Genomic DNA, 26614 nt, shown 5'->3' on the forward strand with positions numbered 1-26614 from the left:
ACACGGCCGGCTCAGAGACCCGAGACGAGACCCGAGACGCCCTGAAGGTTGAGGCCGGTGGCGGCGTCGACGGTGCCGGTGGCGGCCTGGAGGGCGCCGGACAGCGAGACCGGGGCGTCGGCGGACAGGCCCAGGGCGTTGTTGTTCAGGGAACCGTTGAGGATGCCACCGGACACGTTGTCCAGGTCGGCGTCGGAGATGACCTGGGTCGGAACCTGGGGGGTGGAGTTCATGAGGAGCTTCCCTTCACATGGATATATAGGGGTTCGGGGGATGCGGTGGTCGGCTCGGAGCATTCAACGGAAAGCTGAGCAGGATTCATGAAATCCCTTGTGTGGCTCCCTGAAGCGAAATAGCCGGGCCGACTGCCGCAGTGCGATGGATCAAAGCACGCCCTGTGTCCGTGCGGCCAATCGCACCGAAGCGGAAGGGTGCGCAAAACGAGAGGGAATTGACCTGCGGTGAAGAGGCGGTCATGGGGAAAGTGGTGTCTCTTCACACGATCCCCCAGGTGGAACACCAATCCGCCCGCCGACCGGCACCGAAGGCGCGGCCCTCGCCTCCGCCGCGCCTCCCACTCCAAGCGGAACGGAAACGGAAAGCGGGACGGAATGTGAACGCTGCGCGTTCGCGGTGGAGATCTTTGGCAGGGCCATTAAATTACCGACGGGTGTATCCCGTGGGTGTGCGTCCTGTTGCTTTCTGTGGGTGGTGATCGGTGGTGAGCCGTTTGGTGCCGTATTACGGTCCGTATGGGCCGGGCTGATGCGGCTTTATCCGGTACGACGCTTTCGGGCGCCGACGGCTGGTTGCCGGAGGCGCCACGGCTCCTGGTTTGCCCGCTGGGTCACGGCGATCGACCCGCTGAGGCACGAAGCTGCCTGAACGGTCTCTTCCCGACCCCTACTTCACCGCAATAGACCCCACGAACGCATCCAGCTCCGCCCCCTCCACCGCCCCCTTCACCGCGTTCAGCCGCACCACGAACGGCACGCCCCCCGAGTCCACGCCCGCCACCAGCACGCCCGTCATCGGGGTGCCCTTGTTCGGGGTGTCGTTCTGGCCGTCGGCCGTGAAGTCGTAGTCGATGCGGCGGGCGTCCCGGGCGGTCGAGGGGCCGGTCAGGCGGACGTCCTTCGTCGACTTGCGGGTGGCGCCCATGCCGATTCCGGCGCCTGCCGCGGCCGCCGCCTCGGCCGCGTCGCTCACGCCGGTGGCGAAGTTCAGCTGGACGGAGACCATGCCCGTGCGGATGCCGTCCTCCACCTTCAGCGCCACCGCCGCGTTGCTCCCGCTGCGTTCGGCCGCCGGCTGCTCCGCGTACCCCTGGGTCTTCGGGTAGCCGACGCTCAGGCTGTCCGTGTCCAGCGTGGACCAGCCCTCCGGGACCGAGGCCTTGCCGTCCGTGTCGCTGCCGCAGCCTGCCGGCAGCGCCAGGCAGAGGGACAGTCCCAACGCCGCCGCGGTCCGCCTGCTCCTCGCGTGGGGCCTCTTCGCCATCGTCATCCCTCGTCAGTTCGCGCAGTAGCTGTACGGAAGATATGTGCGGCCGTCACCCTGCGGCGCCCCCAGGAACCGGGCGTCCGTCAGCGTCTCCTTCTTCTGCTCGTCGGAGAGCGAGAACCCGAGGCTCATCCCGAGCGAGATCTCGAAGCCGAACTCCTGCGCGTCACTCTCGCCGAGGTAGCGCATCGTGCTGGACAGCCCGTCCTCGAACATCAGGTTCTCGAAAGGGTCGTTGCCCGTGGGGCGGGTCTCCATGCCACGGTCGCCGAAGAGGTACTCGAAGGGGGCCGTGTTGTTCCCGGAGCCGTCCAGCCACTGTTCGGCGACGGCCCGCTTCGCCTCGGTGGCCGCGTCCGCCTCCTTGCCGAAGACGATCGAGTTGGTCACCACGTCGATGCCGCTCTCGCCCGACGGGTCCGACACGCTGCTCTTGCCGCCGCGCTTGTCCGCGCCCGACTCGCCGTTGTCGCCGCCGACTTCGAGCTTGCCGGACGGCGAACCGTTCTCCACCGTCTGCGTCATGTCGATGCGGACGATCTTCCCGGTCTTCTGGTCACGGGTGACGGTGATGGCGCCGGTGCGGTTCTGCTTGTCGCTCAACACGCCTTTCAACGGGCCCGCGTTGCCGCTCAGCTTGCCTTCCAGTGTGAGCTTGGCGGTGTACGTGTACGACTCGTTGCCGCTCACGTCGTCCTTGGTGATCGTCACCTCGGGCGAGAACGTGGCCTTCCCGCCGAGCTTGGCGCCGAGTTCGTCCCCGTCGCCGCCCTTCACCGAAAGTCCGCCGTCGGCATAGGCGTTGAGGCCGACCGTCGCGTACGAGATCTTCTTGTCGCCGATCTTCCGCTCGATATCTTCCTTCTTCTCCGCCCACTTCATGCCGGAGTACCAGTTCCCGCCGTACCCGCCGCCGTGCTTGGTGGCGGTCTCCCACATCTTCATCTCCTCGATGTCGTCCCGCATCTTCTGCGCCTCTTCCTCGCTCGCGAAGATCCAGGTGTCACCGTTGGTGATCTTGATGCCGCCGCCGATGTCGACATCCGCCTTGCCGAGCTTCCCCAGCTTCACCCCCGGCGTACTGGCCGTGACACCGGCGGAGGCCGCGTCCGTGAAGGTCATGGAGACGACCTTGTCGTTCCCGTCGACCTTGCCGTCCCCGTTGATGTCGGTGCTCGCCTGGGAGACCTTCTGCTGGAAGCCGTACTCCTCGCCCCACTCGAACCAGCCGATCTTGACCTTGCCACCCGCCTTGTCCGAGACCGACGAGATCTGGCACATCTTCGGCTCGTAGTCGGCGTCCGTCCTCGGCTGCGCCTCAGGGGTCCCGCCACCCGTGGTGCACGACCCGCCGCCCCCGGCCAGCGCACTGATCGCGCAGCGGATACGTTCCCCGATCTGTCCGCCGACGCCCGCCATCGCCATCGCGCCGACCAGCGTCACGACGAGGACCACGACACCGAGGTACTCCACCGCCGTGGCGCCGCTGTCACGCCAGTTGTACGAGTACGTCGACGGCGGCGCGGGCCGGGTCGCGCGCTCCTCCACCAGCCGGTCGACGGCTACACCCGACGCCGCGCCCGCCGCCAGCGACACCACCGGCATCAGCACGCCCTCGATCCCCACCGCCTCCCACGAGACCGCGAAGCCGTACGCCAGACCGGCCACCGGTACGGCCAGCGCGGCCAGCAGGTAGAGCAGGCGGGAGGGGCGGTGTTCGTCCGGGAGCATGCGGGCGGCGGCCAGGACGGTGAGGAGGGTGACGGTGAGCGCGGGGATGTGCAGCAGGGCGAGCCGCCAGCCGAACGACTCCAACCGCGCCTCGCTGCCGAGTAGTTCGAGCAGGACCCGGCTCGACAGGAAACCGGCGGCGAGGTAGACCAGCGCGCCCGTCGCCCAGCTCCGCGTCAACGCGAAGAAACGGCCGCCCGGTTCCGTGCCTGCCAGGGCGCCGGAGCCCCCTGCACCCCGGCGACCTGGCGGTATGTGGCCCGCGCTCCTGCCCTCCATGCCCCCGCCACCGCTCACGGCGCATCCCCTCCCCGAACCTGTAGCCCCGTGGCCCGAAGCCCGTGGCCCGAAGCCCACGTAAGCCGGCACCCGAGAACACCGCGTGGGCTGCCTGTCGGCCGTGAGCGTACGGCCGGAACACGTCCCCGGCCCGGGCCCCCGGCCCCAAAGTCGGGCCCAAGACGGCCGGGTGCGGCTGCCCGGCCCGCACTTTGGGCCGCCCGTGGGTCCGTGGGCCCACGCCGCACCCACCGCCGCTCGGTACGCTCGGACCTGTCGGTGGTCGCCTACTCCTGTATTAGCGCACGCGAATGATGGGATTCATGTCGTGATGAGGGCGGGGCGGCGTCGATGAGTGCCGGGTTCTTCTCCTCGTACCACCTGGGCTGGACCCGGCTGGACGCCGCGACACTCCTCGGTGACCTGGAATCGGAGGGGCTTCGCCCGGTCCATCCGGTGACCGGGAGGACCATGCTCGTCAGCCTGGACCTCCCTTCGAGTGGTGCCCGGTCGCCTGTGACGCGGGAGCAGCTTCTCTCTCTTTCCGGGCTGCAAAGGCTCCAGGAAGTCGGCTTCCGGCTGTGGGTGGACGGCGGCCCCGACCTCCTGGTCCGCATACGGCGGGCGCGCGGCGGAGTCGTCGCCGTCGAGTTCTCGGTGGGGGAGCTGCCGCCGGTGGAGCGGGAGCGGGCGGTGAGCGCCATCCGGCGGACCGTCGGCCGGGCCTCCGTGCTCTGCATCGGCTTCGTCGTCGACCGCAGCGGCGCGACGGCCGGCACCGACTGGGACGGGGTCGTCATCGACGGCTCCGCGTCCCTCGACTCCTGGCCGGACGCCGTCGCCGTACGGAAGGAAATCGCCGCCGCGCACCCGCAGTTGACGGTGATGGAGTCGGTCACGGTCTCGCCGTGGAAGGTGTTCGGGAGCGCCGTGCCCAGTCCCTGAAGGGAGACATGTGCCCCGGGCATGGGTCCACGGGCCCAAGGTGCCCTTGGAGAGGCGCAGAGGGCAGCGGCACAGAGATACAGAGGCAGAGGCGCAGAGGCTGAGGCGCAGTGGCTCGCGGAGAGGCACGGAGGCCACAGAGACACCACGCACCGCCCCACCGCGGCCAGGAGCACCCGCCCCGGAGGAGATAATCGGCCATATGTCCGATCACCAGCTCCGCACCCGGATGCCCGGCGCCCCCGCCCCGCACCCCCGCGACCCCGCCCCCCGCGCGGCCGCCGCGCTCCGGGCCGCCGCGCCCGCGCTCGCGGTCTACGCCGCCGTCCGGGCCCTGGGGCTCCTGGTGCTCTGGGCGGCCGCACAAGCCTCCGGCAAGGACCCCTTGGTGCGGCTCACCGGCCGCTGGGACTCCGTCTGGTACCAGCGCATCGCCGAGAACGGCTACGGCTACACCGCCACCCTCCCCGACGGCGCCCTCCACTCCGACCTGGCCTTCTTCCCCCTCCTCCCCGCCCTGGAGCGCGGGATCTCCGAGGTGACCCCGCTCACCCTCGGCGGCGCCGGGCTCCTGGTCGCCTGGACGGCCGGGCTGCTCGCCGCCTGGGGCATCTTCGCCGTCGGGGCGGAGCTGTACGGACGGCGTACGGGGGTGGCGCTGGCCGCGCTGTGGGGCGTGTACCCGACGGCGTTCGTCCAGTCGATGGCGTACACGGAGACGCTCTTCACCGCCCTGGCCGCCTGGGCGCTGTACGCGGTCCTCAAGGGCCGCTGGCTCGTCGCGGGCGCCCTCTCCGTCCTGGCAGGGCTCACCCGGCCCTCGGCCGCCGCCCTCATCGCGGCCCTGGCGATCACCGCCGCGGTCACCCTCGTACGGGAGTACCGCGCCGAGAGCCGTCTCGGCCCGCTGCTCCGCCGCAACGCCCGGATGATCGCCGGGGTGGCGCTCGCACCGCTGGGCTGGCTGGCGTACGTGGTGTTCGTCGCCGTCCGCCAAGGCAGCCCGGTCGCGTACTTCGACGTCCAGGCGCAGTGGGGCAACAGCATCGACGGCGGCCGCGCGCTCGCCGCCTTCATCGCCGGGCTGCCGCTGCCCGCCACGCTCGGGCTCTGCGCGGCGCTCGGGCTGCTCGGCTGGCTGGTGGTGCTGTGCGTACGGCAGCGGCAGCCGCTGCCCCTCCTCGTCTACGGGATCGCGATCGTCGTCATCTCGCTGATCGGCGCCGGGTACTTCGGCTCCCGGCCCCGCCTGATGATGCCCGCGTTCCCGCTGCTCCTCCCGCCCGCCGCCGCGCTGGTACGGCTGCGGAGCACGGGCCGCACGGCCGCCGTCATCGCCGTACTGGCCTGCGCCTCGGCGGCCTACGGCGCCTGGACCCTGCTCGGCGCGGGCCCGCCGTAGGACCTATCGGGCGTCCGTCGCCCGCAGCTCCACCCGCACACCCGGCCGCACCCCCCACCGCTCCATCGCCCCCGCCTCCGCCTCCACCACATGGCGGGAGCGCAGGCGCGGCAGACCGAGGCGGCCGGGCTTCATCGTGCGGACGGCCAGCACGGTGAACTTCCGGTCCAGGTACGCCACATCGATGGCGAACCGCATCCGGAACGTGTGCACGCTCCCGGCCGGCGTGAGCAGCAACGCCCCGTCGATCCCGTCCCGCCCCAGCAACCCCCGGGTACGGGACCGGTACGAGGCCGCTATCCGCAGCGGCACCTCCCGGGCCCCCGCGTCCCCGCCGACCGTCAGTGTCCCGTCGCCATCCCGCCAGGTCCTCATGGCCACCGACCGTAGCCCCCGGCGTACGCCCCTGGGTCCCGAACGGTGAGGAGTGGGCCCCAGGACCCAAGCCCCTTGTCCGCGCGGCCGATTAGGGTCGTGGTGTGGACCTCGCGCTGCTCGCCGTCGCCGCTGTCTGGGGTGGAGTCACCGGACTGCTGATCCCGCGCGCCGCGTACCGGTTCGCCGTCGACCCCGAGAAGCCCTGGCACACCACCTGCCCCGCCGGCCACCCGCTCACGGGCCCGCTCGCCGGCTGGCTCGGCCCGGCGCGCTGCACCTCCTGCGGCGCCGGCCCGCAAGCTTCCGTACGGTACGGAGACGAGGAGCCCGGTCCCGTACCGTACGGAGACGAGGGCCACGCCCCCCAGCCGCAGGCGGCCGAAGACACCACCGCTCCCCGCCCCCCGCGCCCCGGCCGCGTCCCCTACGCCCCCGGCACCCTCGCCCCCCTCATCACCGTCCTCGCCTGCCTCGCGCTCGCCGCCGCCACCGGGGCCCGGCCCGAGCTGGCCGCGTGGCTGCTCCTCGCCCCGCCCGCCGTCCTCCTCGCCACCGTCGACCGCCGCGTCCACCGGCTGCCCGACCCGCTCACCCTGCCTCTCGCCGCCGTGGCCGTCCTCCTGCTCGGCGGCGCCGCCCTCCTTCCCGGTCATGCCGGATCCTGGACCTCCGGGCTCCTCGGCGGGCTCGTGCTCGGCGGCTTCTACCTCCTGCTCTTCCTCATCAACCCGAACGGCATGGGCTTCGGCGATGTGAAGCTGGCCCTCACCCTGGGCGTCGCCCTCGGCTGGTACGGCTGGGAGGTGCTGTTCCTGGGCGGGTTCGCCGGGTTCCTGTTCGGCGCGGCGTACGGGCTCGGGCTCGTCCTGCTGCGCCGGGCGGGGCGGAAGACCGGCATCCCGTTCGGGCCGTTCATGATCGCGGGCGCGCTGGTCGGCGTACTGCTGGGGGCTCTGGCGGCCTGAGCCCCAGGGCTCGGCCGGTGAACAGGCCCGGCAGCCCACAGGCCCCGCCCCGGCAGCCCGCACGCCCTCGTGCCCCGCACGCCCCCGTGCCCCGTAAGCCCCGCGACCCGCGCGCCCCGGAATCCATTCGCGCCACCCACCCCCGGCCTGGCACGATCCCCGTATGTCCGAACAGTCCCCTCCGCCCCCTCCGCCCCGCCCGGCCCCTCGCTCCGCCCCGTCCTTCGCCTCCGACGCCTCCCGTGACCGGTTCGAGGCCCTCGTCGCCGAGGCGGACTCCGTCTCCGTCGACGGGTGGGACTTCTCCTGGCTGGAGGGCCGGGCCACCGAGCAGCGGCCCTCCTGGGGGTACGCGCGCGCCATGGCGGACCGGCTCGGAGAGGCGCGGGCCGCGCTCGACATCCAGACCGGCGGCGGCGAGGTGCTCGCTGCCGCGCCGATCCTCCCGCCGGTCACCGTGGCCACCGAGTCCTGGCCGCCGAACATCGCCCGCGCCACCGCGCTGCTGCACCCGCTCGGTGCCGTCGTCGTCGCGGACGCGGACGAGCCGCCGCTGCCCTTCGGTGACGCGGCCTTCGACCTGGTGGTCAGCCGGCATCCGGTGACCACCTGGTGGGAGGAGATCGCCCGCGTGCTCGCACCCGGCGGTACGTACTTCTCCCAGCAGGTCGGACCGGCCAGCGTCTTCGAGCTCGTCGAGTTCTGCCTCGGCCCGCAGCCGCCCGGGGTCCGCAACGCCCGCGACCCCGAGGACGCGCGCACCGCCGCCGAGGCGGCCGGTCTTGAGGTCGTCGGTCTGCGGCCGGAGCGGCTGCGTACCGAGTTCTTCGACATCGGCGCGGTCGTCTACTTCCTCCGCAAGGTGATCTGGATGGTTCCCGGATTCACCGTCGAGCAGTACCGGCCCCAACTGGCCGCACTCCACCGGAAGATCGAGGAGGAGGGTCCGTTCCTCGCCCACACCACCCGCTTCCTGATTGAGGCCCGCAAGCCCCTGTGACGTACCGACGGGTGTCAACCTGCCTACCCCGGACGCCAGTTCAGCCTTGCCCGCCAGGCAACGCGATCGCACGAGCAGCCGTCCTACTCAGCGGGAGCAGGCCCAGCGAGGGAGACGGGGAGCGGCCATGAGGGTGGAGAGGGAAGAGTACGGAGCTCCGGCCGGACGCACCCGGAGCGGCAACGCCGACTGGCTCACGGGGTCCCGGATCACTGCCGTGCACGGGGTCTTCTACCGGCCCGAAGGGCGCGCGGGTGAGCCGGAGGCTGTGGAGTTCGTGATCGACCGGGACCAGTCCGTGCTGCTGACCTGCACCTCCGACTGGACGTTACGCGTCACCCCGGGCACCTGGCCGCTGCTGCCGGACTGGTGCGTACCGGCCAACCAGTGGCAGCACGCCCCGCTGACGCAGCTGCCACCCGTGCCGTACGGGGGTGCCTGGACGGTCGTCGGCACGCTGGAGCGCAGAGACGGCAACGGCGAGGTCCACGAGGCGGTCATCCGCTGCGAGCAGGGCGACTTCGTGGTCGCGGCGGGAGACACCCTGGCGGTCCGCTTCCACCCGCACTGAGAGCGCCGGCCGGGAGCCCTCCACGCGTACGCCTTCTACGCGTACCACTTCTACGCGTACGCCTCCTATGCGTGCGGCCCCACCGACACCGTCCCCACCGTCAGCTCCGCCCGCCCCTCCATGACCGCCCCCACCCGCTCCACCTCGTCCTCCAGCGCCCGCAGCCGCGCCGCCGACAGCGGCTCCAGCGGCTCCACCGTCACCGCGATCCGCCGGCCCGAGCGGCGCTGGTGCCAGACGCCCGCCACCGTGCCGTCCACCAGCAGCACCGGGTAGTTCCCCGCCTGCCCGCCGCCGAGCGCACGCTCGTACGCCCGGCCGGGGAAGAGCCGCTCGCGGGGCTGCGAGGCGATGGCGAACGCGTCGAAGTACGGGAGCAGGCGCACGCCCCGTACCGGACCGGCCGGGAAGTCCGTGTCGCCCGCCACCACCCAGGCGGGCCCGGCCTCCGCGAACGCCACCTCCTCGATCGCGCCGGAACCGGCCAGCGAGGCGAACAGCCCGTCCGCCCACCGCTTCGGCGCGGCGAGCCAGCGGGCGAAGTGGGCCGGAGTGGCCGGACCGTACGCGTACAGGTACCGCTCCACCAGCGCCGCCTGCGCCTCCGCGCCCGGCAAGGGGGTGTACCCGGGGTTGGTGTAGGTCGCCCGGCGGCCCCGGTTCGGCGCGTAGGCGAGCGCGCCCCGGTGTCCCGCCAGGTGAAGGACCTGCCGCCAGCGCGGCCACATCGCCTGGAAGCCGGGCATCACCAGGTCCCCGGCCCACGGCCCGGTCCGCGCGACGACCTCCTCGGAGAGCTCGTCGACCGTCAGCTCCGCCCCGGTCAGCGCCGCCCCGATCGCCGTCACGACCTCCTCCACCTGGTCCGGGGTCATCCGGGTGTCCTTGGGGAACGGGTTCGGGCCGGTCGGTACGGCGGAGAGCGCGCCGGTCCACAGCGGCAGGTCGGCCGCCGGCAGCAGATGGACCGTGCCGCGCGGCCCGAACGTCTTGACCAGGGTCCGCCGGGCCGGGTCGTCGGCCCACAGCGCCGTACGCACGTCCGCGCGCGTCAGCCCCTCGCCGCGCAGCCCCACCGACAGCTCGGCCGCCGACAGCACCTGGGCGTGCGCACCGAGCATCGCGCCGGCCGCGTCGGCGGGGGAGAGGCCGGGCGCGGGGCCCGACAGGTGCTGGCGGGCCAGCCTCCGGGCGTTCGCCTCGGGCCAGCTCACGGTCACGGTCCTACGGGCTCGGCTCGTCATAGGACGAACCTAGAAGCTCAGCAGGACAACCCCTGTCCGCAATTGCGCGGAGAGTCGCCACGCACCCCGTGGCGCTTCACACCCCGTGGCGCTTCACACCGCGTGGCGCTTCACACCGCGTGGCGTCAAGCCCGTGCCGCTCCGCGCCCCCTCGATACCGGGGACGAATCCGGGCCCGCGCCAGGCGTCCGCAGCGCCTCCGACCGGCCCCTTACGGAGTCCGGTGAATCCGGAGAGTAGTTGTGGAGTGGCGTGGCACGCGTCAGGACTTACGAAGGGTTATGGTGGAAACCCCCCCTCGGGCCGGTCCGTATCCCCCCCCACGGACCGGCCCGTTTTTTCTGGGCCGGCCCCGGCGCCGCTCCGCCACACCTGACGCCCGCCCCGCCGAGGCCCCTGACCCGCTGTCAGCCGCGCCCCGCCCAGATGTTCGTGCCCTCGGTGTCCACCGCGAAGGTGTCGATCTCCTTCAGCTCCGCCGCCGTCAGCGCCGGACCGGCCAGCGCCGCCACGTTCTCCTCCAGCTGCTTCACGCTCGACGCTCCGATCAGCGCCGACGTCATCCGGCTGTCGCGCAGCACCCATGCGATGGCCAGCTGGGCGAGCGACTGGCCGCGGCCCTGCGCGATGTCGTTCAGGCCGCGCAGCCGGCGCAGGACCTCGTCCGAGAGCAGGCCCGGGTCCAGCGACTTGCCCTGGGTGGCGCGCGAGCCCTCCGGGATGCCCTTCAGGTACTTGTTCGTGAGCAGCCCCTGGGCGAGCGGCACGAAGGAGATGCAGCCCATGCCGGCCGCCTCCAGGGTGTCGAGCAGGCCGTCGTCCTCGATCCAGCGGTTGATCATGGCGTAGGACGGCTGGTGGATCAGGGCCGGGACGCCCATCTCCCGCAGCAGCCCGGCCGCCTCCGCCGTCTGCTCGGCGTTGTACGAGGAGACACCGACGTACAGCGCCTTGCCCTGCTGGACGGCGGACGCCAGCGCGCCCATCGTCTCCTCCAGCGGGGTGTGCGGGTCGAAGCGGTGCGAGTAGAAGATGTCGACGTACTCCACGCCCATCCGCTTGAGCGAGGCGTCGAGCGAGGACAGCAGGTACTTCCGCGAACCCCACTCGCCGTACGGGCCGGGGTGCATCAGATAGCCGGCCTTGGTGGAAAGGACCAGTTCGTCCCGGTACGGAGCGAAATCCTGGGCGAAGAGCTTGCCGAAGTTCAGCTCGGCCGAGCCGGGCGGCGGGCCGTAGTTGTTCGCCAGGTCGAAGTGCGTCACCCCGAGATCGAAGGCGCGGCGCAGGATCGCCCGCTGGGAGTCCAGCGAACGGTCGTCGCCGAAGTTGTGCCACAGGCCCAGCGAGAGGGCGGGCAGCTTGAGGCCGCTGCGGCCGGTGCGGCGGTACTCCATGGTGTCGTAGCGCGAATCCGCAGCGCGGTAGTAGAGCTCTGGGGAGAGGTAATCAGTCACTTTCCCTCCTTATCACGGAGTTGTGACAGACCGGGTTGGGCCCCCGTGACCCGATCGCAGTAATGTGGCGGCTTCGGGAAAGCCGACGTGTGGCGCGGCTCATACCCGCGCGGGTCCGTGCGGACCGCGCGGCGTTCCCTTGCGGGGGCTGACCCCGGACGACCCCCGGCGACGGGGAGGGCGGGCCCCGGGCCCGTACGGAACCGAGAGGGTGAACTCAGTGAACTTCCGCGACCTGGTGTACAGGCTCTACGCGCGCCGGGTGGAAGGCCGCCTGGACCACGATCAGGTGCCGAAGCACATCGGGGTCATCCTCGACGGCAACCGCCGGTGGGCGAAGGCGTCCGGCGGCTCGGCCGTGCAGGGCCACCAGGCCGGCGCGGACAAGATCTCCGAGCTGCTCGGCTGGTGCAGCGAGACCGATGTCGAGGTCGTCACCCTCTGGATGCTCTCCACGGACAACTTCGACCGGCCCGAACACGAGCTGAAACCGCTCCTCGGCATCATCGAGAACACCGTGCGCAACCTCGCCGCCGACGGCCGCTGGCGCGTCCACCACGTGGGCACGCTCGACCTGCTGCCCGCCGGGACGCAGACGGTGCTCAAGGAGGCCGAGCAGTCGACGTCCCATGTCGACGGGATAATCGTCAACGTCGCCGTCGGCTACGGCGGCCGCCAGGAGATCGCGGACGCCGTGCGCTCGCTGCTCCTGGAGCACTCGGAGCGCGGTACGACCTTCGAGGAGCTGGCGGAGATCGTCTCCACCGACCTGATCTCCGAGCACCTCTACACCCGTGGCCAGCCCGACCCCGACCTGGTGATCCGCACCAGCGGCGAGCAGCGTCTGTCGGGCTTCATGCTCTGGCAGAGCGCCCATTCGGAGTACTACTTCTGCGAGGTCTTCTGGCCGGCCTTCCGGAAGGTCGACTTCCTGCGGGCCCTGCGCGACTACGCCGCCCGCCACCGGCGCTACGGGGCCTGAACCGGCCCCTTCACCCGTACGGCCCGATGACTCCCCTATATAAGGGGAGTCATCGCGTATATGGAGCGTCATCGCGCGTCCACCGGGACTTCTCCACACCGTGTCATATGCAGCGGCATGGCTTCGGGCTGAAAAGGGAATACCCCTGGCAGGTCGACATCCGGTCACCAACCAGGCGGATGTCGCAACCAAGTGAGCGGCACCCAGTCCGCTCGCCCGGGAGGCCCTTTGCGCACGAAGGCCCGTAGCCGTGGACGCAGACAGCCTGCGGCCGACGTGGTGGCCGTGGTCCGGCCCGCGTGCAGGGGCCCGATCCCGGTCCGTCCTCTCCTTTCGGGAAGCTCCGCGACCGTCCGTCGCACTCCCCGACCTCGTCCGAGGGGGTACGTCCTTCCGTGGTGACCAGTAGCAAGCGCCGCATGCCCGACAGGCGCACATACGTTCTCGACACCAGCGTCCTGCTGGCCGATCCCGGAGCCATGGCCCGCTTCGACGAGCACGAAGTCGTGCTGCCGATCGTGGTGGTCACGGAGCTGGAGGCCAAACGGCACCATCCGGAGCTCGGATACTTCGCCCGGCAGGCCCTGCGCCTGCTGGACGACTTCCGGATCCGGTACGGCCGGCTGGACGCCCCGATCCCGCTCGGGGATCTGGGCGGGACGCTCCGCGTCGAACTCAACCACTCCGACCCCGGCGTCCTGCCCGCCGGCTACCGGCTGGGGGACAACGACTCACGGATTCTCGCGGTCGCGCGCAACCTCCAGGCGGAGGGGTACGACGTCACGGTCGTCTCCAAGGACCTGCCCCTGCGGATCAAGGCCTCCTCGGTCGGCCTGCTCGCCGAGGAGTACCGCGCCGAGCTGGCCATCACCGACTCCGGCTGGACCGGGATGACCGAACTGTCCCTCTCCGGCGAGCAGGTCGACCTGCTCTTCACCGAGGAGACGCTGTACGTCCCCGAGGCCGCCGAGCTGCCCGTCCACACCGGGCTCGTCCTCCAGTCGGAGCGCGGCAAGGCGCTGGGCCGGGTGACGGCGGAGGGCAATGTGCGCCTCGTGCGCGGCGACCGGGAGGCCTTCGGCATCCACGGCCGCAGCGCCGAGCAGCGGATCGCCCTGGACCTGCTGCTCGACCAGGACGTCGGCATCGTCTCGCTGGGCGGCCGGGCCGGCACCGGGAAGTCGGCGCTCGCGCTCTGCGCCGGCCTGGAGGCGGTGCTGGAGCGTCAGCAGCACAAGAAGGTGATGGTCTTCCGCCCGCTGTACGCGGTGGGCGGCCAGGAGCTCGGCTATCTCCCCGGCAGCGAGGCCGAGAAGATGAGCCCCTGGGCGCAGGCGGTCTTCGACACGCTCTCGGCGGTCGCCGGGCGCGAGGTTATCGAGGAGGTGCTGGGGCGCGGGATGCTGGAGGTCCTGCCGCTCACCCACATCCGCGGCCGCTCGCTCCACGACGCGTTCGTGATCGTGGACGAGGCGCAGTCCCTCGAACGGAACGTGCTGCTGACCGTGTTGTCCCGGATCGGGGCGAATTCGCGCGTCGTGCTCACCCATGACGTGGCCCAGCGGGACAACCTCCGGGTCGGCCGGTACGACGGAGTCGTCGCCGTGGTCGAGAAGCTGAAGGGTCATCCGCTCTTCGCGCATGTGACGCTCACGCGTTCGGAGCGTTCCCAGATCGCCGCACTGGTGACCGAAATGCTGGAGGAAGGCCACATCTGACCTGCATGTCCTTGTTCGTGCCGCCCGGCGAGCCAAAGAGCTTAGCCGGGCGGCCTTGTGTTGCGCCGTCATTTCCGTCAAACGGATGACCCAAACGGGGTGTGACCTTTCCCACGCAACACAGAATTGCCCCGTGGCATCCCCGTCCGGCAGAGTCTTGCTTCCGTCAGGCCCCGCATACGGCACTTGGGCACCTCCAGAGGCGCCACGCACCACACAACTCCACACGTAACCGCCGTATGCCGCCCGCGAGTACCACGCGGCGACTCCTTCACCGGGGTTGCCCATCGGGCCCGTGCCTCCCGTGACCCACGCAGTAGGGAGGCCAGTGCCAGGGGCACGAACGCGCCCGCGAGGTCACCTAAGCGGACGATGCTGGAAGGACACCATGTGAGCCGGATCTCGGTCCGGGGGTTCGCCGTGGCATCTGCCACCGCGGTCACCACCGTCGGCGCCGTCGTAGGCGTTGCTGCGGGCGGCGCACCTGCCGCCGACGACAACAACTTCGAGGCTGCCGCAGCCGACACCACGCTGCTCGCAGACATCCCCGCGGGCCAGCAGGCCCAGGTCCAGATCGCTTCGCTGACGCAGCAGGCCGATGCCCAGGCATCCGCGGCCGAAGCCGTCGCGAAGAAGTCGGCCGAGGAGTCCGCCCGTCTCCAGGCCGCCAAGGACGCCAAGTCCAAGAAGGCGGCGGCCGAGGCGAAGGCCGAGGCCGAGCGGCTGGCCGAGGAGAAGGCGGAGAAGGAGAAGAAGGAAGAGGCCGAGCGCGCCAGCCGGTCCTCCGTCCGCGACGCCTCCTCGTTCTCCGCGCAGGGCTCGTACTCCGTGTCCGAGGTCCAGGCGATGGCCCGCCAGATGGTTCCCGCGGACCAGTTCCAGTGCTTCAGCAACATCGTGGACCACGAGTCCACCTGGAACTACCAGGCGGTCAACCCGTCCTCCGGCGCGTACGGACTGATGCAGGCCCTCCCGGGCCACAAGATGTCCTCCGCCGGCGCCGACTGGCAGACCAACCCGGCCACCCAGATCAAGTGGGGCCTCAGCTACATGGACAGCCGCTACGGCTCCCCGTGCGGCGCCTGGTCCTTCTGGCAGGCCAACAACTGGTACTAGAGCTTCCGGCTCTCCCGAAGCCCCCCACCGCGCACGCGGTGGGGGGCTTCGCGCGTGTACGGTCGCATCCGGCGAACCTGGCAGCGCTGGGGAGCGAAGTTGGGGGAAGGGAAAGAGACATGTCAAAACTGCCAGGCTGGCTGGGCCGCTTCGGGTCCGAACTGACGGAGCTGGGCGCACGCCTGGAAGAGCGCCGGGAGCGTGCCCACGGCGACGACGACCCTCATGGGTCCCCGGACGCCGCGGATTCCGGACAGGTTCCCGCGCCCCCCACGTACGCCCCCTCCGTCGCCGCCAAACCCGACCCGGTCGCCGCGATTCCGTGGGGGATGCGGGTTGCGGCCGAGGCGGGGTGGCGGCTGCTCGTCCTCGCCGGGACGCTCTGGGTGCTGATGCAGGTGATCAGCGCCGTCCAGTTGGTCGTCCTCGCCTTCTCCGCCGCGCTGCTCGTCACCGCGATGCTCCAGCCGACCGTCGTCCGGCTCAAGCGGTACGGGCTGCCGCACGGGCTCGCCACCGCCGTCACGGCCGTGCTCGGGTTCGTCATCATCGGCCTGGTCGGCTGGTTCGTGGTGTGGCAGGTGATGGAGAACCTCGACACGCTCTCCGACCGGGTCCTCGACGGCATCGACGAGTTGAAGCGCTGGCTGCTGGACAGCCCCTTCCACGTCACCGAGTCGCAGATCAACGACATCGCCAAGAACCTCAACGACACCATCGGCACCAACACGGAGGAGATCACCTCCGCCGGCCTCCAGGGCGTCACCTTCATGGTGGAGTTCCTCACCGGCCTGCTGCTGGCGATGTTCTCCACGCTCTTCCTGCTCTACGACGGCCGCCGCATCTGGGAGTGGTCGCTGAAGCTGGTGCCCGCCGCGGCCCGTCCCGGCGTCGCGGGGGCCGGGCCGCGCGCCTGGCGGACGCTGACCGCCTACGTACGCGGCACGGTGCTGGTCGCCCTGATCGACGCCATCTTCATCGGCCTCGGCCTCTACTTCCTCAATGTGCCGCTCGCGGTGCCGCTGGCCGTGTTCATCTTCCTGTTCGCCTTCATCCCGCTGCTCGGCGCCGTGGTCTCCGGAGCGCTGGCGGTGGTCGTCGCGCTGGTCACCGAAGGCGTGTTCACCGCGCTGATGGTGCTGGTGGTGGTGCTCGCGGTGCAGCAGATCGAGGGCCACATCCTCCAGCCGTTCATCCTCGGCCGGGCGGTCCGGGTCCATCCGCTGGCCGTGGTCCTCGCGGTGGCGACGGGCGGCCTGGTCGCGGGCATCGGCGGCGCGGTGGTCGCCGTACCGCTGGTCGCGGTCACCAATACGGTGGTCGTCTACCTGCGGTCCTACGGTGCCCCGCGCACGGTCGGAGGCCAGCACGGGGCCACCGCGCTGGGGGTCGCGCCGACCGGGCCACCGGCCGCCCCGGACGCGGTGCTGGAAGGGCCGCCACCCGAGCCGGTCACCCCGGTCGTGTTCCCCGATCCGCCGGAGGGCCGGGACCCGTCGCAGGATGAGCCGCCGGAGAAGCAGCCGTAGGCGGAACAGCAGAAGAAGAGCCCCGAGGACGGTCGGTCGTCCTCGGGGCTCTTCCTCGTATCAGGGGTGGTGCGGGTGACTACTCGGCGAGTACGGCCTCGGCGTCGAGGGTCACACCGACCGCCTGGATCACCGAGGCGACCTTGACGGCCTCCTGGATGGTCTCGCGGTCCACTCCGGCCTTGCGGAGCACCTGCTCGTGGGAGTCCAGGCACTGGCCGCAGCCGTTGATCGCGGAGACGGCGAGCGACCACAGCTCGAAGTCGACCTTCTCCACGCCCGGGTTGCCGATGACGTTCATCCGCAGGCCCGCGCGGAGCGTGCCGTACTCCGGGTCCGACAGCAGGTGCCGGGTCCGGTAGAAGACGTTGTTCATCGCCATGATCGCGGCCGCCGACTTCGCCGCGGTGTACGCCTCCGGCGAGAGGTTGGCCTTCGCCTCGGGCTCCAGCTCGCGCAGCACCTTCGGCGAGCGCGAGGCGATCGCGCAGGCCAGCACGGTGCCCCACAGCTGCTGCTTCGGGAGGTCGCTGTTGCCGATGACCGAACCGAGGTTCAGCTTCAGGTCCTTGGCGAAGTCCGGTATGGCGGACTTCAGTTCGTCGAGTGCCATGTCCGTATCAGCTCACTCGCCCGAGAGGAGCGCGACGGGGTCGAGGGTGTTCTCGCCCTTGGTCCAGTTGCACGGGCACAGCTCGTCGGTCTGGAGCGCGTCGAGGACCCGCAGGACCTCCTTGGGGTTACGGCCCACGGAACCGGCGGTCACCATCGTGAACTGGATCTCGTTGTTCTGGTCGACGATGAAGACGGCGCGCTGCGCGAAGCCGTCCTCGCCCTCGATGCCGAGGTCACGCATGAGCTCGTGCTTCGAGTCGGCCAGCATCGGGAAGGGCAGGTCGGTCAGGTCCGGGTGGTCCTTGCGCCAGGCGTGGTGCACGAACTCGGAGTCACCGGAGAAGCCGAGGACCTGGGCGTCCCGGTCGGCGAACTCCTCGTTCAGCTTGCCGAAGGCGGCGATCTCGGTGGGGCACACGAAGGTGAAGTCCTTCGGCCACGCGAAGACGATCTTCCACTTGCCCTCGTAGGTCTTGTGGTTGATCTGCTCGAACTCCTTGCCGCTCTCCAGCGAAACACAAGCGGTCAGGTCGAACTCGGGGAACTTGTCACCGACAGTGAGCACGCGCTCTCCTTGCAGCGTCTGGAACTCCCTTTTTGGGGGAGTTCCTGAGGGTTGGACGTGATCCACCTTGGCACAGAGTGCATTGATCAGGGAAATAGCTACACTCGGTCGTGATGATCGGAGGTGCCTATCAGTGGGCCAGGGAAAACCGGGCATACGCCCTCAGAAGCCGGCCAGGCAGTCCGCGAAACAGCCCAGCCTGTCGCAGCTGCGCGCCTTCGCGGCCGTGGCGGAACATCTGCACTTCCGGGACGCGGCGGCAGCAATCGGGATGAGTCAGCCGGCACTCTCCGGAGCCGTCTCCACCCTGGAGGAGGCACTGGGTGTCCAGCTCATCGAGCGTACGACGCGCAAGGTGCTGCTCTCCCCGGCCGGTGAGCGGCTCGCGGTGCGGGCCGGCGTCGTGCTGGAAGCCGTCGCCGCGCTGATGGAGGAGGCGGAGGCCGCCCGCGCGCCGTTCACCGGAGTGCTCCGGCTCGGCGTGATCCCGACCGTCGCCCCGTACCTCCTGCCGACCGTGCTCCGGCTGGTCCACGACCGCTACCCGGACCTCGACCTCCAGGTCCACGAGGAGCAGACCTCGTCACTGCTGGAGGGGCTCGCCGCCGGAAGGCTTGACCTGCTGCTCCTCGCCGTGCCGCTCGGGGTCCCCGGAGTGAGCGAGATCCCGCTCTTCGACGAGGACTTCGTGCTGGTCATGGAGCAGGACCACTGGCTCGGCGGCCGCGCCGACATCCCGCGCGACGCGCTGCGCGAGCTGCCGCTGCTCCTCCTGGACGAGGGCCACTGCCTGCGCGACCAGGCCCTGGACATCTGCCGGGAGGCCGGGCGTACGCAGGGGGCGCCGGTCACCACGACCGCCGCCGGGCTCTCCACCCTCGTGCAGCTGGTGGCGGGCGGGCTCGGGGTGACGCTGCTGCCGCGCACCGCCGTCACGGTGGAGACCGCCCGCAACGACGCCCTGGCCACCGGCTACTTCGCCCACCCGGCCCCGACCCGGCGGGTGGCGCTGGCGATGCGTACGGGCTCCGCGCGGGGCGGCGAGTTCGAGGAGTTCGGCGCCGCGCTGCGCGGGGCGATGGAGCCGCTGCCGGTACGGGTTGTATGAGCGAAGGCCGGTGCGGCCAGGAGGGTTTCCCCTGGCCGCACCGGCCCGGGGGTTTCCCCTGGCCGCACCGGCCCGCTCCCGCTACTCCGTCCGCAGCCCGTCCGGCCGCATCAGCCGCCACAGCGACGGCAGCGACAACGCCGTCACCAGCAGGATCAGCCCCGCACCGGCCCCCGTCAGCGGCAGGAACAGCCACCAGTCGGAGACGCTCTTGCGGATCATCCAGGCGAGCGTCGCGCCGAGTCCCAGCCCGCCCGCGACCGCCACCACGAGGCCGAGGACCACGGGCACGGCGGTCTGCCACAGGACCGACCAGCTCAGCGTCGTACGCCGGGTGCCGAAGGCGACCAGCACCGACAACAGTCGCTTCCGCTCACGCAGTTGCTCCAGCTGGGAGACCAGCATCGAGGCGGCGATCAGCAGCAGCACCACACTCGCGCCGACCTGGAGGCCGGTCTGGATGCTGGCGTACTGCCGGTCGCGCTCCACCGAGTCCAGCGTGACGAGCCGCATGCCGGGGTCGATCCCGGCCGCCGTGTTCCGTACGTGCTCGGCGACGTCCGGCACGCTCCGGTCGACCCGGATCTGGGCGGTGATCTGCGCGCCGGGCAGCGTGCTCGCGTCGATCGCGCCGGTGGTGGCCATGATCCCGTGGTGCGTCTCGCCCATCGGGTCCTTGCGGCCCAGCACGGTGGGGGAGTCGGCGGGCAGCGTCCACCGCAGCGGCTTGCCGTACCCGGAGCCGATCTCGACCACCTTGCCCTTGCGGGCGGCCTGATCGATCCAGTGGGACATGTCCTGGTCGCCCGGCGGGTGGACGACGAAGGTGTCGCCGTCCTCGCAGTCGGTGATCCGGGCCAGCTCGCGCAGGGTTTCGCAGGTGCCGATGGTGACGGAGGTGGTGGGCGGGACGTCGTCCTCGGCGTAGACCCCCGGCTTGGACGCGTACGCCTGCACGGAACCGATCACCACCTCCACCCCCTCGGTGGCGCGGAACTTCTCGATGGCCGCGGTGGCCGCCTCGCCCGTGACGTCCTCGGAGTACCCGGCGAACTGGGCCCGTGTGGGGTCCTGGCCGGTCATCCGGTTGAAGTCGGCGTTCATCGCGGCGAACATCATCTGCAGTGCGATCGCACCGGCCACCGCCACCGTGACCCCGCTGACCGCGCGGGACGCGGCCCCGCTGCTCAACTGGAGCCTGCGGGTGGCCAGTTGCCACGGCACCGGGCCGCCGCGCAGCCGGTTGACACACGCCTCCACCAGCCACGGCAGCAGCAGCGCGAGGCCGACCAGCACCAGCACGGCACCCGTCGCGATGAGGTACGGATTGACGGGGGCGTAGGTGTACTCGTCGACCCGGCCGGTGAAGCCGAGCACCGCCAGACCGGCGGCCGGCATCAGCAGTCGCCACCAGAGCCGGCGGCCCCGGTCGCGCCCACGCCGTACGACACCGAGCGGTTCGATCACCACCGAGCGCATCGCGACCAGCGTGACCAGCACGGCCGTCAGCGGCACCGCCACGGTGATCAGCAGAGCGAGCAGCGGATCCGGCACCAGGTCCGCCGGGAACGCGCTGACGTCCCAGATCTCCACCGCGCCGACGAACTGCCGCCCGACCAGGAAGAAGGCCAGCCCGATCAGCAGCCCGAGGACCGCGCCGAACAGCGCCTCTCCGGCGGCGATGCGCCGGGTCGTGCGGATGTCCGCGCCGACCAGCCGCAGCGCGGCGAGCCTGCGGTCGCGCCGGTCGCCGCCGAACCGCACGGCGGTGGCGATGAAGATCGCGACCGGCACCAGCAGCACGACACAGACCATGACCGTCAGCACGACCAGCAGCGGCGGCAGCGGATCGGCCTCGCGGGGGTCCCCGTACCCGGCGATCCGGTGGCCGCCCGAGGCGGGCGTCAGGGTGTCGCTGCCCGCGTAGTAGAGGAGTTCACCGGGTGAGCGCAGCCCGGCGTCGCCGATCACGCCGGTGATCTCGTACGGCAGCCGCTCGCGCAGCAGCTTGTTCCCGGGGTCGGCGAGCAGCACCTTGAGGGCCGGGGAGACGACCATCTCGTCCGCCCCGGGGAAGCGGCCGAGGCCCGGCGGGCGGACGGGCGCCGTCCCGTCGGCGCGCATCAGATAGCCCTCGATGGTCCGGTCGTGGTACTCGGTGGTGGTGTTGATCCGGACCACCGAGGTGTCCGACTTCGCCGCGTTCGTGTCCGGCGAGTCGGAGATCTGCGCCTCGCTGCGCGCCTGGTCCCGGGCGGAGCGCTCGTCGAGCATGTGCGGAACGGAGGAGGCGAGCAGCAGCAGCGCGACCCCGAGGCCGACGCCGACCGCCGTCAGCAGCGTACGGATCCAGCCCTCGCGCCCCCCGGCGGCGGCGAACCGGATGCCGAGGCCGAGGTCCCGGAGGGTGGCCGCGCCGCGCGAGGGCGGCTGCGGGCGGTCCTGCCCGGCGGCGGGGGCGGTACGGGAGTCGAGCAGCGTCATACGGCGTGCTCCAGGTCGCGGGCCCGGCCGTCGCGCACGGTGACGTCACGGTCGGAGTAGGCGGCGACCCGGGCCTCGTGGGTGACCAGGACGACCGCCACGTTGGAGGAGCGGGCCGCCTCGGTGAGCAGCTCCATCACCCGCTCGCCGTTGAGGGAGTCCAGGGCGCCGGTCGGCTCGTCCGCGAAGATCACCTTCGGGGAGGCCGCCAGCGCGCGGGCCACGGCGACGCGCTGGCCCTGGCCGCCGGAGACCTCGCCGGGGCGCTTGGCGACGACGTCGTCGACCTCCAGGCGCTCCATCCACTCCCGGGCGGTGCGCTCGGCGGCCTTGCGCTTCACCCCGTTGAGGCGCAGCGGCAGTGCGACGTTCTCCACGCAGGTCAGCTCCGGCACGAGCTGGCCGAACTGGAAGACGAAGCCGAAGTCGCTGCGGCGCAACGCGCTGCGCTCGGCGTCCGACATCGCGGAGAGCTCGCGGCCGGCGTAGGTGATGGTGCCGGAGTCCGGCGTGATGATCCCGGCCAGACAGTGCAGCAGCGTCGACTTGCCGGAGCCGGAGGGGCCCATCACGGCGACGACCTCGCCGGGGTGCACGGAGAACGAGGCGCCGTCCAGCGCGGGCGTCGAACCGTAGGTCTTGCGCAGGTCGTGCGCGGCGAGCAGGGAGCCGTCGGGGATCACGGGGCCACCACCTTGGCGAGCTGGCCGAGGCGGGCGGCGGTCAGTTCCAGCCAGCGCAGATCGGCTTCCAGGTGGAACAGGGCGTGGTCGCAGATCAGCTGGTCGGCGAGGTCGCCCTTGCGCTTGCGGTCGGTGAGGACGCGCATCATCCGCAGGTGCTCCGAGCGCTGGGAGTCCAGCAGGTCGGAGGCGCTGCGGTCGGTCAGCAGCGCCAGGACGACCTTGGTGTAGAGCGTCGACTGGAGGTACGGCTCCGGCTTCTCGGGCTGCATGAGCCAGCGCGAGACATCGGTGATCCCGGCGTCCGTGATGGCGTACCGCTTGCGCTCGGGCCCTCCCTCGCTCTCGACGCCGTCGACCTCGACGAGCCCGTTCTTCAGGAGCCGGGACATCGTCGAGTAGACCTGGCCGTAGTGGAGCGGGCGGTCCTGGCCGAACTTCTCGTCGAAGGTCCGCTTCAGGTCGTAGCCGTGGCGGGGGCCGGATTCCAGGAGGCCCAGGAGGGTGTGACCGATAGACATGCCCAGCACTGTACACGTGGTGTATACCTGCCGTGTATACGGGTCCGAAAAGCGCCCCTGGCCTGCGGTCGCGGGCCAGGGGCGCTGTCTACGCGTCGGGGGCGGGCGGGGTGGCCAGCTCCTCCGGCGGCTGTTTCGGCGGCCGGCCCCGGCGGGCGATCGGTGCCGCCGCCCCCGGCAGCCGCCCCGCTTCCTTCAGCGCCCGGCGCAGCAGGAACTCGATCTGCGCGTTGGCGCTGCGCAGCTCGTCGGAGGCCCAGCGGGCCAGCGCGTCGTGCACCGCCGGGTCCAGCCGCAGCACCATCTGCTTGCGCTGCCGCGGCCGGTCCGCCGGGGTCCGCCGGGGCGGGGGCTCGCCGGTCACTGGTAGAGGCTGCCCGTATTGAGGACCGGCTGGGCCGCGCGGTCACCGCACAGCACCACCATCAGGTTGCTCACCATGGCGGCCTTCCGCTCGGAGTCCAGCTCCACGATCTCCTGCTCGGCGATCCGGGCCAGCGCCATCTCGACCATGCCCACCGCGCCCTCCACGATCTGCTGGCGGGCCGCGACGACCGCGCCGGCCTGCTGGCGCTGGAGCATGGCGGAGGCGATCTCGGGGGCGTACGCGAGGTGGCTGAAGCGGGACTCGATGATCCGGACGCCCGCCGCCTTCACCCGGGCGGTCAGCTCGATCGCCAGCTTCTCGGTGATCTCCTCCGCGTTGCCGCGCAGCGAGAGGCCGTCCTCCTCGTGGGCGTCGTACGGATACTCGATGGCGATGTGCCGGACGGCCGCCTCGGTCTGGGTGGCGACGAACTCCAGGAAGTCGTCGACCTCGAAGAGCGCCTGCGCGGTGTCCTCGACCTTCCAGACGACGATCGCGGCCAGCTCGATCGGGTTGCCGTAGGCGTCGTTGACCTTGAGGACGGCGGTCTCGTGGTTGCGGACCCGGGTGGAGATCTTCTGGCTGGAGGTCAGCGGGTTGATCCAGCGCAGTCCGTCGGTGCGGATGGTGCCGACGTACCGCCCGAAGAGCTGGATCACCCGGGCCTCGCCCGGAGCGACCATCTTCACACCGCTCATGCAGAAGAACGAGGTGATCACCAGGAGCGCCCCGAGGATGAAGAGCGGGACACCGACCGCGTTGTTGCCGCCCGCCCCGATCACCCCGCCGACGATGGCGAGACCGACCCCGGCGAACACCCCGAGCACCGTCAGCAGGAGCCCCAGCCCGCCGGGGATCGAATGGGCGGTGACCTCCCTGACCTGCGGCTCGGGCATGTCGGGGGCGTCGATGTCGAGTGCGGCGGCCGAAGCGTCCGGGTGGTGTCCGTCGTGCTGTCCGGTCATGGGGTCCCCCGTTCCGTGCGGCTCGTGCCGCGCTATCAATGTGATGTCACATTAACGGTTCTCGCAACCTTGCGCACCCCTCAGGAGTCGGTTCCCTAGGGAACGGGTGCTGATTGTCACGTCCGGAAAAGGCCGGATCGCTTGCCTTTCGTCCCTGCCGACGGTGTTAGCTGGCAGGTCTGAACGGAAACGGGTGAACCGAGCGAGCCGGTCGAGCAGAGAAGCGGGAGCAACACAGCGATGGGTCGAGCGGATGCGCGACGAGCCCGGGCGCAGGAGTCGCGCCGGGCTGCGAAGAGCGGCGGCATACGCAGACTCTTCACGTGGAAGAAGTTGCTGGGCACGTTCTTCGGGATCGTCCTGCTGGGCATGGGCGCCTTCGGCGCGCTCTACCTGTACGTCGACGTGCCCGCGCCGAACGCCATGGCGCAGCGGCAGAGCAACGTCTACCAGTACAGCGACGGCACGCTCCTCGCCCGGTCCAACGGCGACGTCAACCGGCAGATCGTCGACCTGGCCCAGGTGCCCAAGGAGGTGCAGCACACCTTCGTCGCCGCGGAGAACAAGACCTTCTACGAGGACGACGGCATCGACCTCAAGGGCACGACCCGCGCGCTGCTCAACACGGTCAGCGGCAAGGGCAAGCAGGGCGGGTCGACGATCACCCAGCAGTACGTGAAGAACTTCTACCTGACGCAGGACCCGACGATCAGCCGCAAGCTCCAGGAGCTGGTGATCTCGCTCAAGGTCGACCAGGACCAGTCCAAGGGCCAGATCCTCGCCGGGTACATCAACACCGCCTACTACGGACGCGGCGCCAGCGGCATCCAGGCGGCCGCCCAGGCGTACTACGGCATCGACGCCAAGGACCTGAACGTCTCGCAGGGCGCCTACCTCGCATCGCTCCTCCAGGCCCCGAGCCAGTACGACTGGGCCACCGCGACCGACACCGGCAAGCGCCTCGTGAAGGACCGCTGGGCCTACACGCTGAAGAACATGGTCGAGATGGGCTGGCTGAGCGAGGCCGAGCGGGCGAAGCAGGAGTTCCCGGTCCCGCAGAAGCCGAAGCCGGCCAAGGGCATGGAGGGCCAGACCGGCTATCTCGTCGAGGCGGTCAACAAGGAGCTCGACAAGCAGGGCATCTCCGCCGAGGACCGTGAGTCCGGCGGCTGGACCTTCACGCTCACCATCGACAAGAAGCGCCAGCAGCAGCTGGAGAAGTCGGTGGACAAGGAGCTGGAGTCGCAGCTGGACCGCGACGGCAACAAGGTCGACGCCACCGTCCAGGCCGGCGCCACCTCCGTCGACCCGAAGACCGGCAAGGTCCTCGCGATGTACGGCGGCGAGGACTACGTCAAGCACTACGTCAACAACGCCACCCGCCAGGACTACCAGCCGGCCTCCACCTTCAAGCCGCTGGTGCTCGCCGCCGCCCTGGAGAACGAGTCGGAGACGCAGAACGGCAACCTGATCGGGCTCAACACGATCTACGACGGCACCAGCAAGCGGCCCGTCGTCGGCGGCGACACCGACTTCGCCCCGCAGAACGAGGACGACCGCAGCTACGGTCCGATCTCCGTGCAGAAGGCGATGAACAGCTCGGTCAACTCCGTCTTCGCGCAGATGATCGTGGACGTGACGCCCGCCGCCACCAAGCGGACCGCGCTCGCCCTCGGCGTACCGGACAAGAACTTCCCCGAGCGCCCCGCCGTCACCCTCGGCACCATGAACGCCTCCACCTGGGACATGGCCGGCGTCTACGCGACCCTCGACAACCACGGCCGCAAGATCACCCCGCACATCCTCCAGTCCGCCGAGCACCGCGACCGCACGGTGAAGCCGGAGGCGCCCAAGCGGGAACAGGTGATCAGCCGCGCCTCGGCCGACACCGTCACCTCCGCGCTCACCGGCGTCGTCGAGTCCGGCTCCGGCAGCGCCGCCAACACCTCCGCCTACCAGGCGGCCGGCAAGACGGGCACCTCGGAGGAGAACAAGTCGGCCTGGTTCGCCGGGTACACCCCCGAGCTGACCACGGTCGTGGCCCTCTTCGGCGAGTCGCCCCAGGGCGGACGGCAGGTCTCCCTCACCGGCACGGCCAACTCCGGCCGCGCCAACGGCGGTGGCTTCCCGGCCCGGATCTGGGCGGACTACACGCTCGGCGCCCTCGGCGGCGGCTCGGACGCGAAGTTCGACCTCCAGGACGTGGAGCGCGGCGAGGTCCCGCCGCCGCCCACGCCGTCGAAGACGCCGTCGGAGGAGCCGACCCCGTCCGAGGAACCCACGCCGTCGAAGACGCCGTCCAAGACGCCGAGCACGCCGCCCAGCGAGACGCCGCCGCCGTCGTCGCCGCCGACTCCTTCGACGCCGCCGACCATCACGCCGCCGACCGTTCCGCCCACGAAGAGCCCCGAGCTGCCGCCGGAGCCCGGCGAGGACGACGGGCAGCCGGGCGAGCGGCCCGGCTTCCTGGGGGACTGATCCCGCGC

The 26614-nt window shown here is 71.0% G+C and carries 24 protein-coding genes; 11 read left to right on the forward strand and 13 right to left on the reverse strand.

Annotated elements, in window-relative coordinates:
- Nucleotides 1-11 precede the first annotated feature (11 nt).
- From ACQP09_RS23415 to ACQP09_RS23425, 3 genes are all read right to left on the reverse strand, one after another.
- Nucleotides 12-233 carry a type A2 lantipeptide gene (locus ACQP09_RS23415; RefSeq protein ID WP_404060412.1) on the reverse strand — a complete coding sequence of 74 codons (222 nt, stop codon included), beginning with the start codon at nucleotides 231-233 and terminating at the stop codon, nucleotides 12-14.
- A gap of 670 nt (nucleotides 234-903) precedes the next feature.
- Nucleotides 904-1500, reverse strand: coding sequence for a hypothetical protein (locus ACQP09_RS23420; RefSeq protein ID WP_433402673.1), 597 nt, complete (start codon nucleotides 1498-1500; stop codon nucleotides 904-906).
- 12 nt (nucleotides 1501-1512) lie between these two features.
- Nucleotides 1513-3531, reverse strand: a complete 2019-nt coding sequence (locus ACQP09_RS23425) for a hypothetical protein (RefSeq protein WP_433402676.1) — start codon at nucleotides 3529-3531, stop codon at nucleotides 1513-1515.
- A gap of 333 nt (nucleotides 3532-3864) precedes the next feature.
- On the opposite strand from ACQP09_RS23425, the gene ACQP09_RS23430 reads away from it, so the two are divergent.
- Both ACQP09_RS23430 and ACQP09_RS23435 read left to right on the forward strand, forming a co-directional pair.
- Nucleotides 3865-4458: a hypothetical protein gene (locus ACQP09_RS23430; protein WP_433402678.1), complete on the forward strand. Its 594-nt coding sequence runs from the start codon at nucleotides 3865-3867 to the stop codon at nucleotides 4456-4458.
- A gap of 202 nt (nucleotides 4459-4660) precedes the next feature.
- Complete coding sequence (locus ACQP09_RS23435) at nucleotides 4661-5860, forward strand: hypothetical protein (RefSeq protein ID WP_433402681.1); 1200 nt, start codon at nucleotides 4661-4663, stop codon at nucleotides 5858-5860.
- Between the two features lie 3 nt (nucleotides 5861-5863).
- Here the strand turns inward: ACQP09_RS23435 and ACQP09_RS23440 are convergent, their stop codons facing one another.
- Nucleotides 5864-6235: a DUF192 domain-containing protein gene (locus ACQP09_RS23440; protein ID WP_433402683.1), complete on the reverse strand. Its 372-nt coding sequence runs from the start codon at nucleotides 6233-6235 to the stop codon at nucleotides 5864-5866.
- Between the two features lie 104 nt (nucleotides 6236-6339).
- On the opposite strand from ACQP09_RS23440, the gene ACQP09_RS23445 reads away from it, so the two are divergent.
- The 3 genes from ACQP09_RS23445 to ACQP09_RS23455 all read left to right on the forward strand — a co-directional run bounded on the left by ACQP09_RS23445 (nucleotide 6340) and on the right by ACQP09_RS23455 (nucleotide 8774).
- Nucleotides 6340-7203, forward strand: coding sequence for a prepilin peptidase (locus tag ACQP09_RS23445; RefSeq protein WP_433402685.1), 864 nt, complete (start codon nucleotides 6340-6342; stop codon nucleotides 7201-7203).
- A gap of 163 nt (nucleotides 7204-7366) precedes the next feature.
- The gene (locus ACQP09_RS23450) at nucleotides 7367-8203 is read left to right on the forward strand and encodes a class I SAM-dependent methyltransferase (protein ID WP_433402688.1); all 837 of its coding nucleotides are present in this window, start codon (nucleotides 7367-7369) and stop codon (nucleotides 8201-8203) included.
- Between the two features lie 127 nt (nucleotides 8204-8330).
- A complete protein-coding gene (locus tag ACQP09_RS23455; RefSeq protein ID WP_433402690.1) occupies nucleotides 8331-8774 on the forward strand; it encodes a hypothetical protein in 444 nt (147 codons plus the stop codon).
- A gap of 65 nt (nucleotides 8775-8839) precedes the next feature.
- Here the strand turns inward: ACQP09_RS23455 and ACQP09_RS23460 are convergent, their stop codons facing one another.
- Nucleotides 8840-10018, reverse strand: coding sequence for a winged helix DNA-binding domain-containing protein (locus ACQP09_RS23460; protein WP_433402693.1), 1179 nt, complete (start codon nucleotides 10016-10018; stop codon nucleotides 8840-8842).
- A 407-nt stretch (nucleotides 10019-10425) separates the two neighbouring features.
- Nucleotides 10426-11475 (reverse strand): L-glyceraldehyde 3-phosphate reductase, encoded by a 1050-nt coding sequence (gene mgrA, locus ACQP09_RS23465; RefSeq protein ID WP_433402695.1) that lies wholly within the window; start codon nucleotides 11473-11475, stop codon nucleotides 10426-10428.
- A 220-nt stretch (nucleotides 11476-11695) separates the two neighbouring features.
- Here mgrA and ACQP09_RS23470 point away from each other — a divergent pair, with 220 nt between their 5' ends.
- The 4 genes from ACQP09_RS23470 (at nucleotide 11696) to ACQP09_RS23485 (ending at nucleotide 16820) form a co-directional block, all read left to right on the forward strand.
- Nucleotides 11696-12457: an isoprenyl transferase gene (locus ACQP09_RS23470; RefSeq protein WP_432149036.1), complete on the forward strand. Its 762-nt coding sequence runs from the start codon at nucleotides 11696-11698 to the stop codon at nucleotides 12455-12457.
- 395 nt (nucleotides 12458-12852) lie between these two features.
- Complete coding sequence (locus ACQP09_RS23475; RefSeq protein WP_128847652.1) at nucleotides 12853-14175, forward strand: PhoH family protein; 1323 nt, start codon at nucleotides 12853-12855, stop codon at nucleotides 14173-14175.
- A gap of 390 nt (nucleotides 14176-14565) precedes the next feature.
- Entirely contained in the window at nucleotides 14566-15291 is a 726-nt protein-coding gene (locus ACQP09_RS23480) for a transglycosylase SLT domain-containing protein (RefSeq protein WP_433402699.1), read from the forward strand.
- Nucleotides 15292-15410: 119 nt separating this feature from the next.
- Nucleotides 15411-16820 carry an AI-2E family transporter gene (locus ACQP09_RS23485; RefSeq protein WP_433402701.1) on the forward strand — a complete coding sequence of 470 codons (1410 nt, stop codon included), beginning with the start codon at nucleotides 15411-15413 and terminating at the stop codon, nucleotides 16818-16820.
- Between the two features lie 79 nt (nucleotides 16821-16899).
- On the opposite strand, the gene ACQP09_RS23490 is transcribed toward ACQP09_RS23485, so the two are convergent.
- Both ACQP09_RS23490 and ACQP09_RS23495 read right to left on the reverse strand, forming a co-directional pair.
- A complete protein-coding gene (locus ACQP09_RS23490) occupies nucleotides 16900-17433 on the reverse strand; it encodes an alkyl hydroperoxide reductase (RefSeq protein WP_018510280.1) in 534 nt (177 codons plus the stop codon).
- Nucleotides 17434-17445: 12 nt separating this feature from the next.
- Complete coding sequence (locus ACQP09_RS23495; protein ID WP_007452441.1) at nucleotides 17446-18000, reverse strand: peroxiredoxin; 555 nt, start codon at nucleotides 17998-18000, stop codon at nucleotides 17446-17448.
- 133 nt (nucleotides 18001-18133) lie between these two features.
- Here ACQP09_RS23495 and ACQP09_RS23500 point away from each other — a divergent pair, with 133 nt between their 5' ends.
- The gene (locus ACQP09_RS23500) at nucleotides 18134-19108 is read left to right on the forward strand and encodes a hydrogen peroxide-inducible genes activator (protein WP_433402706.1); all 975 of its coding nucleotides are present in this window, start codon (nucleotides 18134-18136) and stop codon (nucleotides 19106-19108) included.
- A gap of 81 nt (nucleotides 19109-19189) precedes the next feature.
- On the opposite strand, the gene ACQP09_RS23505 is transcribed toward ACQP09_RS23500, so the two are convergent.
- The 5 genes from ACQP09_RS23505 to ACQP09_RS23525 all read right to left on the reverse strand — a co-directional run bounded on the left by ACQP09_RS23505 (nucleotide 19190) and on the right by ACQP09_RS23525 (nucleotide 24128).
- On the reverse strand, nucleotides 19190-21592 hold the full coding sequence (locus tag ACQP09_RS23505; RefSeq protein ID WP_433402709.1) for an FtsX-like permease family protein: 2403 nt from the start codon (nucleotides 21590-21592) through the stop codon (nucleotides 19190-19192).
- Complete coding sequence (locus ACQP09_RS23510; protein ID WP_433402712.1) at nucleotides 21589-22275, reverse strand: ABC transporter ATP-binding protein; 687 nt, start codon at nucleotides 22273-22275, stop codon at nucleotides 21589-21591. Before ACQP09_RS23510 ends, ACQP09_RS23505 begins: the two co-directional genes overlap by 4 nt.
- Nucleotides 22272-22796 (reverse strand): PadR family transcriptional regulator, encoded by a 525-nt coding sequence (locus ACQP09_RS23515; protein WP_355877218.1) that lies wholly within the window; start codon nucleotides 22794-22796, stop codon nucleotides 22272-22274. Before ACQP09_RS23515 ends, ACQP09_RS23510 begins: the two co-directional genes overlap by 4 nt.
- A gap of 88 nt (nucleotides 22797-22884) precedes the next feature.
- Nucleotides 22885-23100 carry a hypothetical protein gene (locus tag ACQP09_RS23520; RefSeq protein WP_433406734.1) on the reverse strand — a complete coding sequence of 72 codons (216 nt, stop codon included), beginning with the start codon at nucleotides 23098-23100 and terminating at the stop codon, nucleotides 22885-22887.
- A 56-nt stretch (nucleotides 23101-23156) separates the two neighbouring features.
- Complete coding sequence (locus ACQP09_RS23525; protein ID WP_433402716.1) at nucleotides 23157-24128, reverse strand: SPFH domain-containing protein; 972 nt, start codon at nucleotides 24126-24128, stop codon at nucleotides 23157-23159.
- Between the two features lie 240 nt (nucleotides 24129-24368).
- Here ACQP09_RS23525 and ACQP09_RS23530 point away from each other — a divergent pair, with 240 nt between their 5' ends.
- Nucleotides 24369-26606: a transglycosylase domain-containing protein gene (locus tag ACQP09_RS23530; RefSeq protein ID WP_433402718.1), complete on the forward strand. Its 2238-nt coding sequence runs from the start codon at nucleotides 24369-24371 to the stop codon at nucleotides 26604-26606.
- The last annotated feature ends 8 nt before the right edge of the window (nucleotides 26607-26614 follow it).

This window comes from Streptomyces sp. CA-146814 (assembly GCF_050942385.1).
In the GTDB taxonomy this organism is placed as follows: domain Bacteria; phylum Actinomycetota; class Actinomycetes; order Streptomycetales; family Streptomycetaceae; genus Streptomyces.